Source organism: Variovorax sp. AC103, assembly GCF_979254005.1.
Genome location: NZ_CEEDFC010000025.1, coordinates 56,923 through 69,126, shown reverse-complemented (window position 1 = coordinate 69,126; position 12,204 = coordinate 56,923). Strand labels below are relative to the sequence as shown.

The 12,204-nt window shown below is 67.1% G+C and carries 15 protein-coding genes; 5 read left to right on the top strand and 10 right to left on the bottom strand.

The window, feature by feature from the left end:
• Nucleotides 1–39 precede the first annotated feature (39 nt).
• Both AC0IYU_RS29020 and AC0IYU_RS29015 read right to left on the bottom strand, forming a co-directional pair.
• Nucleotides 40–618: a DJ-1/PfpI family protein gene (locus AC0IYU_RS29020; protein ID WP_472124308.1), complete on the bottom strand. Its 579-nt coding sequence runs from the start codon at nucleotides 616–618 to the stop codon at nucleotides 40–42.
• A 124-nt stretch (nucleotides 619–742) separates the two neighbouring features.
• Nucleotides 743–1,201, bottom strand: coding sequence for a hypothetical protein (locus AC0IYU_RS29015; RefSeq protein WP_472124305.1), 459 nt, complete (start codon nucleotides 1,199–1,201; stop codon nucleotides 743–745).
• Between the two features lie 234 nt (nucleotides 1,202–1,435).
• Between AC0IYU_RS29015 and AC0IYU_RS29010 the strand changes: the two genes are divergently transcribed.
• The 3 genes from AC0IYU_RS29010 to AC0IYU_RS29000 all read left to right on the top strand — a co-directional run bounded on the left by AC0IYU_RS29010 (nucleotide 1,436) and on the right by AC0IYU_RS29000 (nucleotide 3,094).
• Nucleotides 1,436–1,852 carry a hypothetical protein gene (locus AC0IYU_RS29010; protein ID WP_472124303.1) on the top strand — a complete coding sequence of 139 codons (417 nt, stop codon included), beginning with the start codon at nucleotides 1,436–1,438 and terminating at the stop codon, nucleotides 1,850–1,852.
• 60 nt (nucleotides 1,853–1,912) lie between these two features.
• Nucleotides 1,913–2,641, top strand: a complete 729-nt coding sequence (locus tag AC0IYU_RS29005) for a class I SAM-dependent methyltransferase (RefSeq protein WP_472124300.1) — start codon at nucleotides 1,913–1,915, stop codon at nucleotides 2,639–2,641.
• Nucleotides 2,642–2,740: 99 nt separating this feature from the next.
• Nucleotides 2,741–3,094, top strand: a complete 354-nt coding sequence (locus AC0IYU_RS29000) for a hypothetical protein (protein WP_472124298.1) — start codon at nucleotides 2,741–2,743, stop codon at nucleotides 3,092–3,094.
• Between the two features lie 38 nt (nucleotides 3,095–3,132).
• Here AC0IYU_RS29000 and AC0IYU_RS28995 read toward each other — a convergent pair whose 3' ends face one another.
• The 8 genes from AC0IYU_RS28995 to rtcR all read right to left on the bottom strand — a co-directional run bounded on the left by AC0IYU_RS28995 (nucleotide 3,133) and on the right by rtcR (nucleotide 9,062).
• The gene (locus AC0IYU_RS28995) at nucleotides 3,133–3,363 is read right to left on the bottom strand and encodes a hypothetical protein (RefSeq protein ID WP_472124295.1); all 231 of its coding nucleotides are present in this window, start codon (nucleotides 3,361–3,363) and stop codon (nucleotides 3,133–3,135) included.
• A gap of 135 nt (nucleotides 3,364–3,498) precedes the next feature.
• Nucleotides 3,499–4,455 carry a bifunctional Delta(1)-pyrroline-2-carboxylate/Delta(1)-piperideine-2-carboxylate reductase gene (gene lhpI / locus AC0IYU_RS28990; RefSeq protein WP_472124452.1) on the bottom strand — a complete coding sequence of 319 codons (957 nt, stop codon included), beginning with the start codon at nucleotides 4,453–4,455 and terminating at the stop codon, nucleotides 3,499–3,501.
• A gap of 2 nt (nucleotides 4,456–4,457) precedes the next feature.
• Nucleotides 4,458–5,318, bottom strand: coding sequence for an alpha/beta hydrolase (locus tag AC0IYU_RS28985; protein ID WP_472124292.1), 861 nt, complete (start codon nucleotides 5,316–5,318; stop codon nucleotides 4,458–4,460).
• The gene (locus tag AC0IYU_RS28980; RefSeq protein WP_472124289.1) at nucleotides 5,315–5,908 is read right to left on the bottom strand and encodes a 3'-5' exonuclease family protein; all 594 of its coding nucleotides are present in this window, start codon (nucleotides 5,906–5,908) and stop codon (nucleotides 5,315–5,317) included. Before AC0IYU_RS28980 ends, AC0IYU_RS28985 begins: the two co-directional genes overlap by 4 nt.
• Nucleotides 5,909–5,912: 4 nt before the next feature.
• Entirely contained in the window at nucleotides 5,913–6,242 is a 330-nt protein-coding gene (locus tag AC0IYU_RS28975; protein WP_472124287.1) for a low molecular weight protein tyrosine phosphatase family protein, read from the bottom strand.
• A gap of 3 nt (nucleotides 6,243–6,245) precedes the next feature.
• Complete coding sequence (locus AC0IYU_RS28970; protein WP_472124284.1) at nucleotides 6,246–6,773, bottom strand: 2'-5' RNA ligase family protein; 528 nt, start codon at nucleotides 6,771–6,773, stop codon at nucleotides 6,246–6,248.
• Between the two features lie 24 nt (nucleotides 6,774–6,797).
• A complete protein-coding gene (locus tag AC0IYU_RS28965) occupies nucleotides 6,798–7,379 on the bottom strand; it encodes a hypothetical protein (protein WP_472124281.1) in 582 nt (193 codons plus the stop codon).
• 72 nt (nucleotides 7,380–7,451) lie between these two features.
• Entirely contained in the window at nucleotides 7,452–9,062 is a 1,611-nt protein-coding gene (gene rtcR, locus AC0IYU_RS28960; RefSeq protein ID WP_472124278.1) for an RNA repair transcriptional activator RtcR, read from the bottom strand.
• A 214-nt stretch (nucleotides 9,063–9,276) separates the two neighbouring features.
• On the opposite strand from rtcR, the gene AC0IYU_RS28955 reads away from it, so the two are divergent.
• Together AC0IYU_RS28955 and AC0IYU_RS28950 are read left to right on the top strand one after the other, a co-directional pair.
• A complete protein-coding gene (locus tag AC0IYU_RS28955; RefSeq protein ID WP_472124275.1) occupies nucleotides 9,277–10,881 on the top strand; it encodes a vWA domain-containing protein in 1,605 nt (534 codons plus the stop codon).
• Nucleotides 10,882–11,668: 787 nt separating this feature from the next.
• Nucleotides 11,669–12,169, top strand: a complete 501-nt coding sequence (locus tag AC0IYU_RS28950) for a hypothetical protein (RefSeq protein ID WP_472124272.1) — start codon at nucleotides 11,669–11,671, stop codon at nucleotides 12,167–12,169.
• Nucleotides 12,170–12,204 lie beyond the last annotated feature (35 nt).

Here is a 12,204-nt window from a genome sequence, read left to right as displayed (position 1 = left end):
GGTGGGCGACGCACGCACTGTAGCGCCGCCCCTGGGCCTTCAATGCGCGATGCGCGTACCGAGCACCGCCAGGAACTGCGCGAGCCACGCCGGGTGCGCCGGCCACGCGGGCGCCGTGACCAGGTTGCCGTCGGTCACGGCCTGGTCGACCGGAATGCCCATGTACTCGGCACCGGCCAGCTCCACCTCGACCTGGCAGGCCGGGTACGCCGACACCTTGCGGCCCTTGAGCAGGCCCGTGGCCGCGAGCAGTTGCGCGCCATGGCAGACCGACGCCACGGGCTTGTCGGTCGCCAGGAAGTGCTTGGCGATCTCGACCACGCGGCTGTGCATGCGCAGGTACTCGGGCGCGCGGCCGCCGGGGATGACGAGGGCGTCGTAGGCCTCGGGCTTCACGTCGGCGAAGTTGGCGTTCAGCGTGAAGCGGTGGCCCGGTTTCTCGCTGTAGGTTTGTGCGCCCTCGAAGTCGTGGATGGCGGTGTGCACCCAGTCGCCGGCCTTCTTGTCGGGCGCCACCGCGTGCACCGTGTGGCCCACGGCGAGCAGGGTCTGAAAGGGCACCATGGTTTCGTAGTCTTCGGCGTAGTCGCCGCAGAGCATGAGGATCTTGCGAGCCATTGGTCTTGTCTCCTTCGAACGAGGTTGGAATGCGGCCCGGCGCTGGTGCGCGGGCCGTCGCCGCATTATTCGAAGGAGCAGGGCACAGCGGGTAGCAGCCGGCTGTGACCTTGCAACGCCGGCCTCAGATGAGCGTGGCGCCCACGCCGCGCGCCACCAGGGGCGCGATGCCGGCATAGAAAAAGCTCAGGTCGTCCTCGGGGCCTTTGGTGGCGCGGCCGCGCACCTTGCCCATCACGCACACGCCGATCTGCGCATCGCCCTGGCCGATGACGAGCACGAAGGGGTTGTCTTCGTCGCCGCGCAGGTAGCGCCCGCCGACCTCGCGGCGCGCCACCTCGAAGACATAGGCCGACGCCAGAAAGTGAAGGTCGTCCGGCAGGGGCGCCTGCTGCTTGAAGAAGTCGTCGAGCACGCGATCGACCAGGGGCAGCGAGGCGGCGGTGTAGTCCAGCTTCGCGCCGTCGATGGGCGCGCCCGCTTGCGAGAACGCGCCGATGAAGTCGTTGGCCTGCGAAGCCATGCCGTCTTCGATCGTCTCCGGCATGGCGGGCTTCTTCTTCAAGAAATCGAACAGTCCCATGGTCTTGAGTTCCTTCCTGGTGAATCGTGTGCACAGACGCGAAAAAGACTAAACGCACCATCGCACGGCAGCTATCAGAAATTCGCCCGCGTTGCAGTGCGCGTGCAAGAGCCCGTTCGCGCCTCGGGTCGTCACGGATCTGCCTTTTGCCTTGACTAGCCTTGCTCAGGGTTTTCCCGCATCGCCGGGCCGACGCCATCCAAACAGCCAGACAACTTACAGAAAAGACGAACCATGAAGACCACCCAACTCGCCCTCGCCGCCGCCGTTGCCTTGCTCGCCGTCGCTTCCGTCAACGCCCAGCAACGCACCCGCGAAGCCGTCGAAGCCGAAGCCATCGCCGCCGCGCATGCGCCGAACCAGAACGTGACACGCGGCTCGCGCGGTGCCGACCCGTTCACGTCCACGGCCGACCCGGAAGCTGTGTACAAGCAAGCTGTCGACACGGCCCACGCGCCCAACCAGAACGTGACGCGCGGCTCGCGTGGCGCCGACCCGTTCACGTCGCAACGCGACCCGGCCCAGGTCTACCAGGAAGCCATGGCCACGGCCGCGGCACCCGACCAGAACGTGACCGGCGGCTCGCGCGTGAACAGCAAGGTCATCTCGACCATGCAGAACCCCGTGCTGCAGTCCGCACAAAGCAAGTAAGGGCGCGCTGAACGGGTCGTTGAAATAATGGGGTTCCGCCAACAGGCAAGGACCCCATCGATGGCCCAGAACATCTACGACACGCCCGCTTTCTTCGAGGGCTACCAGCAACTGCCGCGCTCGGTGCACGGCCTTGACGGCGCGCCCGAGTGGCCGGCCCTGCGCGCGCTGGTGCCGCCGCTGCAGGGCCTGCGCGTGGCGGACCTGGGCTGCGGCCTCGGCTGGTTCTGCCGCTGGGCGCGCACGCAGGGTGCGCAGTCGGTGCTGGGCCTCGACGTGTCGCAGCTGATGCTCGCCAAGGCGGAGGCCTTCGGGGCGGACGGTGCCATCTCGTACGTGCGTGCGGACCTCGACACCTTGGCGCTGCCGCCGCAGTCGCTCGACTTCGCCTACAGCTCGCTCGCGTTCCATTACATCGAAGACCTCGCGCGCCTGCTGGGCACGGTGCACGACGCGCTGGTGCCCGCGGGCCGGTTGGTGTTTTCCATCGAGCATCCGGTCTTCATGGCGCCGCAAGCGCCGGGCTGGCATGTCGACGCGCAAGGGCGCAAGTCATGGCCGGTCGACAGCTACCAGATGGAAGGCCCGCGTGTGACGAACTGGCTGGCCGATGGCGTGGTCAAGCAGCACCGCACGCTGGGCACCTTGCTGAACACGCTGGTGAAGACGGGCTTTCGCATCGAGCATGTGCAGGAGTGGGGGCCGAGCGACGAGCAGGTCGCCGCGGTGCCGTCGCTGGCCGAGGAGCGCGAGCGGCCGATGATGTTGCTGGTCGCAGCCAGCCGTTGAGCCGCATCGCGGGGCGGTAGACAGAACGCCCCGACAGTGAACAAAATGCCGCCGGCGCCGTTGCCACTCCCTCCCTGAAAGGTCGTCGCGATGAAAAAAATGCTCGTGCCCGTCTGTCTGGCCCTGGCTCAGATGATGGTCGTGTCGGTGGCGTCCGCGCAGTCTTCCGGCGAAGCGGATCCGTCCCAGGGAAAAGCCATGCCGTCGCCGCCCACCACGCGCGCGGAGCGCACCGAGGCGCGCAAGGAACGCCGCGTCGAAGGCGCCGCGGCCGCACGCGGACCGCAGATACAAGAGGGCGAAGTTCGCGCGACCACCGGGCCGAAGATGACCCGGGAACAGCGGCGTGCCGCGTCGGCCAAGCGCCGCGCGGCGAACCGCGAGGCCATGAAGGCGGGCCAGATGTCGCGCGGCGGCAGCGGCGACGCGCCCGAGAAGCAGAAAAAGCCCTGAGCCGCACGGCCAGGGCGCCCGTCAATCGCGCAGGTGGCTCAGGCGTAGGCCTTGGCCGAGCGCATTTGCAGCATCGCGAGCATTCGCGCTTCTTCGGCGTCGCGCAGGCTCTTGGCGGCGCGGCTGGCGGCATAAGACACATACAGCGTGTCGATCGCCTTGCCCCAGCACTGCGGCGTCTGATAGATGCTGTCCGCGCTTCCTGGCACCGACGGCACGGCGTACCCTGCCTTGCGAAGGATGTTGGCTTTGTGTTCGGTGCTGAGCATGCGGTGGCTCCTGTCGATGTTGCAGGCAACGATAGCCACGCCGCGTGGCCCGCGCCATTGGCTACATGACGTATCTGGATGTAGGCAAAAACCCCTCCGCGGGCGCATTTGCGCCCCGGCGCTAAGCCATAAGGATTAGGCCGTGTCGCACGCCTGCCACACCAGGGTGGCGGCGGTCAGGTCTTCCAGCGCGCTGCCGACGGCCTTGAACACGGTGCGTTCGGGGTCGTTGGCGCGTCCCATGCGCTCGCCCCGGCACAGGCTGGCCAGCGTGCCCTGGACCTCTTGCGCGCGCAGCGTGCCGGCCGCCATCGCGTCGAGCAGGTCGCCGGATTTCTGCAGCGCCTCGTCGGTGTCGACGAAGGTGCGCGCACCGGCAAAGCACTGCGCGTCGGCCTCGCGCATGGCGGGCCTGAAGCTGCCGATCAGGTCCAGGTGCGAGCCCGGCGCCAGCCATTCGCCGCGCACCAGCGGCGCGGTGGCCAGCGTGGCGCAGCTCACGATGTCGGCCTGGCGCACGGCCGCTTCCAGGTCGGGCCCGGCAACCGCTCGTGCGTTCCAGCCCGCGGCGCGCCATTGCGCCGCCAGCGTCTCGGCGCCTTCGGGGCGGTGGTTCCACACCCGCACCTCGTCGATAGGCCGCACGCTCGCATGCGCGGCCGGCAGCATGCGCGCGATGCGGCCGGTGCCCAGCACCAGCAGGCGGCGTGCATCCGGCCGCGCGAGAAACGATACGCCCAGCGCCGACGCGGCCGCCGTGCGGCGCGCGGTGATCTCGTTGCCGTCCATCATCGCCAGCGGCACGCCGGTGTGCGCGTCGTACAGCACGTAGGTCGCATGCAGGCCGGGCAAGCCGCGCGCGCTGTTGCCGGGAAAGATGTTGATGGTCTTGATGCCCAGGAAGCCCGCGTCGCTCCACGCCGGCATGATGAGCACGGTGCCCTTGCTGGTGCCGTCTGGCGTGGCCGTCTCGATGCCGTGCACGTGGCGCGGCGGCACCTGGGCCGTGCCCGCGAAGGCCGCGCGCAGGGCGGGCACCAGCCGCTCGAAGCCCAGCGGGGCGCGGGTGGCGGCTTCGTCGAAGTGTTTCATCGTCATTGCTGCAGGGGGTGCAGGGCCGCGTCGAAGAACTCGGTCAGCGCCTTGCGGTAGGCATGGCCGAAGCGCTGCCCCGTCATCGGCTCCAGGTGGCCGGCGCCCGGCACTTCGATCAGCCGCCTGGGCTCGCGCGCATCGGCCAGCAGGCGCCGCGAATGCTCGACGGGAATCACCTGGTCCGCCGTGCCGTGGATGAACAGCAGCGGAATGGGCGACACGGCCGCCACGTACTTCGACGCCGCGTAGGTGTCGCTCACGAGCAGGCCGGCGCCCTTGAACTTTTCGTTGGCGATCGACGAGTACGAATAGAAGGTCGACTCGATGGCCGCCGCCTTCACGCCCGCGCGGTTGCCCGAGCCCACCACCGCGATCGCGTTGGTGCCGCCCAGGCTCTGGCCGAAGACGAAGAGCCGGTCGGGGTCGACGTCGCTGCGCGTGCGCACGTAGTTCAGCGCAGCGTTGGCGTCTTCGAAAACGCCCTTGGGCTCGGGCTTGCCTTCGGACTGGCCGTAGCCGCGGTAGTCGAACACCAGCACGTTGTAGTCCTGCTTCGGCAGCCAGGCCACGAAGCGCCAGTGCGTGCTCATGTTCTGCGCATTGCCGTGAAAGTGCACGACGGTGCCCCTGGCCTCCTTCGGATTCGTGCGGCCCTCCGCGGGCAGGAACCAGCCGCTCAGGCGCGTGCCGTCGGCGCTGGCGAATTGCACGCTCTCGTAGCGCACGCCGAGCGCATCGGGCGTTTCGTAGCGCACGTCGTCGGGGTAATAGAACATCGACTGCACGCAGCCCGCCAGCAGCAGCGGCAGCGTGCACAGCGCGAGCTTGCCGCACCAGCGGCGCACCGTGCCGCCCGTCATGGCTTCGTGCCCGCGGCGGTTGCGCGGTTCTCTGCGAGCATGTTGCAAAAGAGCGCCCCTTGCTCGATGGCGTCGTCCAGCGCCACGTGCGTGTGCGGCATCTTGTCGAACCAGCGGCGCGGCATCGCGCGCTTGGTGCTGTCGCGGTAGTCGAGCCTGAGCATGGCCATGGCGAAGGACTTCACGTCCAGCGCCGAATGGCTGAACGGGCTCTCGCCCGCGAAGCGCATCAGGTACCAATAGACGAACAGGAAGTCGAAGCCCGCCGGGTACGCCACGAACACCGGCCGCGGCCTGGGAGCGTCGGGTGCCGCGGGCAGGCCCTTGAGCCAGGCCACGTAGGCCTTCATGGCGTGCGCGGGGTCTTGCAGGTCGGTGCGGCAGGCGGCCCAGGCCTCGGGCTGGGTCTTCCACCAGGCCGCGGTCTTGGGGTCGGCCTCGGCGCCGGGCAGGGTGTGCAGGTTGGCGCTGAAGGTGGAGACCAGTCGCTTGTCGGCGGTGTAGGCGGCCGAGCCGAAGCTGAGCATCGAGTGCGGGCCGGGAATGGGGCCGTCGGATTCGACGTCGGTGCTGATGTAGATCTCTGGCATGGCTTCAGTCGATTCCAAGAACGGACGGCAGCGAGCGCTGCAGCTCCTCGACCAGCTCCGCATCCATGTACCGGTACTCGTCCGGAATATCGAGCACATGGATCGGCTTGCCTTCGAGCATTCGCGTGAACTCGGCCACGAGCCGCGACTTGTGCTTTTCTTCCATCACGAGGATCACGTCGGCCCACGCGATGTCGTCGAGCGACACCCGGTGCCGCGCGTTCGGGCTGGTGCCCGCCGAGCGTGCCGCGACCAGCGGATGTCGGCGCCACAGCTGTTCGGCGGTGGGGCTGCGCCATTGGTTGCGGCTGCAGATGAAGAGAACGTTGCGCATGCGTCAGGGAGTGGCTGCGGGCAGCTGGAAGACATGCATGTCTTGCCAGCGGCCGCTGGAGTTTTCGATGAGCGCGACTTCGGTGCACATCGCGTGCACGGCGCCCGATGCACGCAGCCGCGCCTGCAGTTCGACGGCTGCTTCCTCCGCATGGCGCGCATCGCCATGGGCCACGGAGAGATGCGGAATCACGCCGTCATGTTCGCCGCCGTAGGGCGGGAAGCCGGGAAAGGCCGCCACCAGCGCCAGCGTCATGGCGACGAAGGGCGCGGCCGGCTCCGGCGCCAGGTACGCGGTCTCGGGAAAGCGCCCGACCTTGCCCAGAGAGAACGCGAACGAAGGCGTGCGTTGCAGCGCGCGCCCGGCGCGCTCGAGCACCTCAGCGGTGATGAGGGAAGGGTCCATGAACGGCACCAGCACGGTGATATGCGCCGGCACCCCCAGTGCCACGGTGGCGTCGAAGCGGCGTCGCAGGTCCCCGGCCAGCGGCTCGGCCGCGGGCACTTTCACGACGAATGCGGAGATGGCCATGGGGCGGAGGATAGCCAGTCAGCGCTACGGCGCGCCCAGCACTTTCGCGTCCTTCGTGGCGATCCAGCCGCGGACCACGCGGCCTTGCCCGTTCACGAAAGCGACTTCGAGCAGGTCCGCCCGCTCGGAGACGACGCCCAGCACATCGCCGCGAACCACATAGGCACGCCCCGCGTCGGCGGGCGTCTTGCGCAACGCTGTCTTCTGCGCGGCCACGCTCACCAGCCGGGTCCACGTGCCCTTCTGCGTGAGGTCCAGCGCCAGGCCCTTGTCGACCAACGGCGGCAGCACGTTGCCGCAGCCCGGCAATTGCTGGCCGCCCGGCAGGGCGAGGCTGACGCTGTCTGCGCCGGCGGACAGGCGGCCTTCCAGGGCAGGCAGGGCAGGGGTATTGCCGAGCGTGCGGACCACGGCCGTGCCCTGGGGGCTCGCGCGGCCCGCGATCTGGAAGCTGCAACTGCCTTGCTGCGCGAAGCTGCCGCTGACGGCACCGCTTTCGTCGACGGCCAGCATCAGGCCTTCGTACAGGCCCGAGCGCAGCGGGGCCGCCTGGGCGCTCGCGGCGAGCGTCAACGCAACGCACGCAGACACCAAAGTTCTCTTCATTTCACGCATGCGTGTCATCGATCCGGCTCTCCCCTTGAATGTCTGTCTGGTCGGTATGGAGCGCCGAATCTATCAGCGGCCGACCTGGTTCCAGTCGAGCCCGTGCTTGACGAGGTACTTGCGCAGCCGGTCCGCATCGTTGACCACGCTGCGCTGAGCGCGCGAAGCCTGGAAGAGCTGGCGGCCCGCATCGCTCAGGCTGCGCGACTGCCGGCACACGCGCACCACCGCCTCGAGCTGCAGCCGGTCGAACAGGTCGAGCGCGGCGCTGCGCTCCTCGCCGAGCAATGCGTCCAGGTCGACATCGCCATCGCCGCCTTGCGCGGCCGCCGGCCCTTCGCGCTTCCACAGCCAGCGCAGCCGCGTGATCTCCGCCTCCACCAGCGCCACCGGAATGCGCCCGCCGTCGGCCAGCGTGGCCAGCCGCGTCACGCTGGCCGACAGGTCGCGGAAGTTGCCGCTCCACAGCGCCTCGCCGCTTTGCGCAAAGCGCAGGTAGGCCGCGCGCGCCTCGGCGTTGAAGCGCACCACGCGGTGGTTCTGCGTGGCGTGCAGGGCCAGCAGGTGGTCGATGTTGGGCTCGATGTCTTCGGGCCGCTGCGCGAGGCCGGGCAGGTCGTAGGTCCAGAGGTTGATGCGCGCGAACAGGTCTTCGCGAAAGCGCCCTTGCGCCACGTCGCTGCGCAGGTCGCGGTTGGTGCCGGCAATCAGCTGGAAGTCGCTTTCCACTTCCTTGTCGGCGCCCACGGGGAAGAAGCGCTTTTCCTCGATGGCTTTCAGCAGCATCGCCTGCTCGTCGGCCCCGAGCTCGCCGATTTCGTCGAGGAACAGGGCGCCCTGGTGGGCCGTGCGCAGCAGCCCGGGCCGGTCGCTGGCCGCGCCGGTGAACGAACCCTTCTTGTGGCCGAACAGGGTGGAGGCCGCGCCGTCCCCGCGCAGCGTGGCGCAGTTCACTTCCACGAACGGCCCGCTCATCTGGTGGCGCGCCTGCTTCAGCTCGAACATGCGCCGCGCCAGGAAGGACTTGCCCGCGCCCGTCGGCGCCACCAGCAATATCGGCGCGCGCGAGCGCACGGCCACATGCTCGATTTCGTCGATCAGCGTGTTGAAGCGCACGTTGCGCGTGGCGATGCCGCTCTTGAGGAAGGCGACCGCATCGCGTTGCTCCGCGCCGAAGCGCTGCGCGATCACGTCGTAGCGCGACAGGTCGAGGTCGATCAGCGTGCACTTGCCGGCCTCGCCCTCGCGCTGGCGCTTCGGCGGCGAGGTCTGCGCGAGCACGCCCGGCACCAGGCGCGATTCCGACAGCAGGAACATGCAGATCTGCGCCACGTGCGTGCCCGTGGTGATGTGCGTCCAGTACTGCTCGCGCTCGGCGTCGAAGGGGTAGGCGCGCGCCCAGTCGTACAGGCGCGTGTAGACCTCGCCGAAGTCCCAGGGGTCGGCCAGGTCGAAGGGCACCAGGTTGACGGTGGTCTCGGGCGACACCGCGACGATGTCGGCCTTCACCACCTCGGCCAGCGCCTTGTGGCGCAGCGTGTAGAGCAACTCCATGCGCGAGACGACCATGTCCTCGTGCTGTGCGAGCGAGACGGTGGGACGCCACTTGTTCCAGCGGCCCGCGCCTTGGCCGGCGTCCAGCTGGGTGCCGAGGAAGCCGATGACGACGATGGGTTTCTTCATTTTTAGCTAATTTACTAGCCAAAATTATAAGAAGTATTGATAAGTTTCTTGAAGATTCAGTCCGTTTTTCTGAGTGATACGGAAAAAACTCAATCAAATCAATGGCTTGAAAGATTTCGTACCCGTCTGGCAAAACCTTGGCACACCCGTTGCAATAAGGATCACACATTCAAGAAATCAAGCGAACAAAAAGAACCGGACACGGAGAAGTCACATGGCCAACCTTCAACTCTTCCAGACGCTGCGCGGTGCCCTGCAACCTGCGGCCGACGTGCGCAACGAAGCCGGCGGCGCCGCCTACGCGCTGTCGCCCAAGCACCAGCTGGCGCAGCTCGCGGCCACCGGTTGCCTGAACAACACCTTCTACGCACAAGCGCAGGACCAGCTCGACGCCGTGCTGGCCCTGGCCCGCGAAGCCGACCCGGTGTTCGTCGCCAAGACGGCCGTGTACGCCCGTCGCGCCGGCCACATGAAGGACATGCCGGCGCTGCTGGCCGCCACGCTGGCGGTGCGCGACGTGTCGCTGCTCGCCAAGGTGTTCCCCCGCGTGGTGGACAACGGCAAGATGCTGCGCAACTTCGTGCAGATGCTGCGTTCGGGTGCCGTGGGCCGCAAGTCGCTCGGTACGCGTCCGAAGAAGCTGGTGCAGCAATGGCTGCTCGAAGCGACCGAGGCGCAACTGCTGAACGCCTCGGTGGGCAACACGCCTTCGCTGGCCGACGTGGTGAAGATGGTTCACCCCAAGCCCGCCGAAGCATGGCGCGCCGCATGGTTCGCATGGCTGATCGGTCGTCCGTATGCGCTGGAAGCGCTGCCTCCGGTGACGCAGGCGTTCGAACGCTTCAAGCAGGACCGCGCCGAGCGCCCCCTCGGGGGGCAGCGAGGACACGAAGTGCCGAGCGTGGGGGCCATGGAAGTGCCGGACGTGCCGTTCCAGATGCTGACCGCGCTGGAGCTGGATACGCAGGCCTGGGCGCAGATCGCATTGCGTGGTTCGTGGCAGATGGTGCGTCAGAACCTGAACACCTTTGCGCGCCATGGTGTGTTCGAGCTGCCGGGTCTCGCGGAGGCGGTGGCTGCCAAGCTGCGTGACCCGCAGGCCGTGGCCAAGGCCCGCGTGCTGCCGTACCAGCTGATGGCCGCCTACACCGCAACCGGCGCCGAGGTGCCGCACGTGGTGAAGGAAGCGCTGCAGGACGCGATGGAGCTCGCGCTCGCCAATGTGCCGGTGTTCGAGGGCCGCGTGGTGGTGTGCCCCGACGTGTCGGGCTCGATGAGCTCGCCGGTGACGGGCCACCGCGGTTCGGCGACGTCGGCGGTGCGATGCATCGACGTGGCCGCGCTGGTGGCTGCCGCCGTGCTGCGCCGCAATGCGGATGCGCGTGTGCTGCCCTTCGAGACGAAGGTGGTGTCGCTGAAGCTGAATCCGCGTGATTCGGTGATGACCAACGCGGCCAGGCTGGCCGCGGTGGGCGGCGGCGGAACCTCGTGCAGCGCGCCGCTGGCGCTGCTGAACAAGGAGAAGGCGCAAGCCGATCTGGTGGTGCTGGTGTCGGACAACGAGTCCCGGGCTGACCGTGCCCGTGGCCGCGGCACCGCGACCATGCAGGAGTGGGAGGCGTTCAAGAAGCGCAACCCGAAGGCGCGGCTGGTGTGCATCGACATCCAGCCCTGTGCGACCACCCAGGCGCAGGAGCGTGACGATGTGCTGAACATCGGCGGCTTCAGCGACGAAGTGTTCAAGCTGCTGGCGGTGTATGCCGCGGGCGGTCTGGGCGCCGGCCACTGGGTGGGTGTGATCGAAGAGACTTCGATCTGAAGGAAAAGAGAGAGGGTGCCGTGGGCCTCGGCCCGAGGTGCCTGATCCGAAGAATTGAACGTCGTCGTTCGGCGAATGCAGATGCGAGTACATCCAACCATGTTCTCCCTCGCATCGATCGTTTGTCGCCGAACGGGGATGAAAGTTGTTGTGCGAATGCAGGCAGGACTACATCTGGACGCCTGGGGGTCGAACCCCAACACCGGCTCGCCGGTGGGCATGTCTTGCCATCCTTGTCGCACTGTTTTTTGCAGCGAATGCTGGCGGAACTACAGACTCCTAATCTCGTGGTCGCGGGTTCGAATCCCGCCGGTCGCAAGACCGTAGCTCAGTGGTAGAGCACGACGTTTCGTCGATTCTTGTCGCTGCTTTTTTGTTTTGAGGTGAATGCAGGCGGGTTTACAGGAAAGAGCGTCATGGTCCTGGCCATGAAGGTCCCGGGTCCGAGTCCCGGTCTGTTTCGGCAGATAGCTCAGTTCACAACCCGTCGCTTCTCGTCACCTCTTTTTTTCTGGGCACGCAGGCACCGAAGGGAGCGCCACTGCGAAAAATGTTGTTGTCATGTCCGCAGTCCGGGTAGCACCGGATGCGGCGGGAAAGTCGGTTGACGAGTACGGTTGAGGATGCAGGTGCTGGCTCCGATGACGGGTCTGTCACTGGCGCGCGTTTCCAATCGTCGACTGGGCCATCGGACTCAAGAACCATGGTCGCCGTATTGATGCGGGTTCGAATCCCGCCGTGTCCACCAAGTCAGTGAACGCCGTTGTTGTCAGATAGAAAGAAGATCATGTTGGAAGAAGATCGCACCCAGGAACGGATCGGCTACGTGCTGAGCGGCACCGGCTGGGCCACGTTCAGTTTTCGTGCCGACGCCGAAACGATGGCGTTCGCGGTGTCGTACCTGCACGATTCGCTGGGCGACCTCGCGCGCATGGGGGTCGAGCTGGCGAAGGGCGCGCAAAGCGCCACGGCGGTATTCATGGACGAGCCCGGTGAGGTGCAGCTGGTGGTGACGGGCGACAAGGACGACCTGAGCTTCGAGCTGCGCAGCTACCACGATTGGGCGAGCTGGGAAATGACCGCCGCCGACAACTACAAGGTGCTGGCAAGCGGCATCCTCCGGCGTGTGGACTTGGTGCGCAATATCCATGCGATTCTGGAGCGCATCTACGTGGAGTGCGGGCCCGAGACGTATCGCGAGCGGTGGGTGGAGCACGACTTTCCGCTTCGTGCCTACGAGGTGCTCATCGCGGCATTCAAGAAGCGGCCCCAGGATTTCTACAAGTAGCAATCGAACAAGACAAGACAGAAAAGAGAGAGAGA

What these genes read in the sequence shown, in the direction of transcription:
- AC0IYU_RS29020 (WP_472124308.1), bottom strand. Translation starts at nt 618, where the DNA reads ATGGCTCGCAAGATCCTCATGCTCTGCGGCGACTACGCCGAAGACTAC.
- AC0IYU_RS29015 (WP_472124305.1), bottom strand. Translation starts at nt 1,201, where the DNA reads ATGGGACTGTTCGATTTCTTGAAGAAGAAGCCCGCCATGCCGGAGACG.
- AC0IYU_RS29010 (WP_472124303.1), top strand. Translation starts at nt 1,436, where the DNA reads ATGAAGACCACCCAACTCGCCCTCGCCGCCGCCGTTGCCTTGCTCGCC.
- AC0IYU_RS29005 (WP_472124300.1), top strand. Translation starts at nt 1,913, where the DNA reads ATGGCCCAGAACATCTACGACACGCCCGCTTTCTTCGAGGGCTACCAG.
- AC0IYU_RS29000 (WP_472124298.1), top strand. Translation starts at nt 2,741, where the DNA reads ATGCTCGTGCCCGTCTGTCTGGCCCTGGCTCAGATGATGGTCGTGTCG.
- AC0IYU_RS28995 (WP_472124295.1), bottom strand. Translation starts at nt 3,363, where the DNA reads ATGCTCAGCACCGAACACAAAGCCAACATCCTTCGCAAGGCAGGGTAC.
- lhpI (WP_472124452.1), bottom strand. Translation starts at nt 4,455, where the DNA reads ATGAAACACTTCGACGAAGCCGCCACCCGCGCCCCGCTGGGCTTCGAG.
- AC0IYU_RS28985 (WP_472124292.1), bottom strand. Translation starts at nt 5,318, where the DNA reads ATGACGGGCGGCACGGTGCGCCGCTGGTGCGGCAAGCTCGCGCTGTGC.
- AC0IYU_RS28980 (WP_472124289.1), bottom strand. Translation starts at nt 5,908, where the DNA reads ATGCCAGAGATCTACATCAGCACCGACGTCGAATCCGACGGCCCCATT.
- AC0IYU_RS28975 (WP_472124287.1), bottom strand. Translation starts at nt 6,242, where the DNA reads ATGCGCAACGTTCTCTTCATCTGCAGCCGCAACCAATGGCGCAGCCCC.
- AC0IYU_RS28970 (WP_472124284.1), bottom strand. Translation starts at nt 6,773, where the DNA reads ATGGCCATCTCCGCATTCGTCGTGAAAGTGCCCGCGGCCGAGCCGCTG.
- AC0IYU_RS28965 (WP_472124281.1), bottom strand. Translation starts at nt 7,379, where the DNA reads ATGAAGAGAACTTTGGTGTCTGCGTGCGTTGCGTTGACGCTCGCCGCG.
- rtcR (WP_472124278.1), bottom strand. Translation starts at nt 9,062, where the DNA reads ATGAAGAAACCCATCGTCGTCATCGGCTTCCTCGGCACCCAGCTGGAC.
- AC0IYU_RS28955 (WP_472124275.1), top strand. Translation starts at nt 9,277, where the DNA reads ATGGCCAACCTTCAACTCTTCCAGACGCTGCGCGGTGCCCTGCAACCT.
- AC0IYU_RS28950 (WP_472124272.1), top strand. Translation starts at nt 11,669, where the DNA reads ATGTTGGAAGAAGATCGCACCCAGGAACGGATCGGCTACGTGCTGAGC.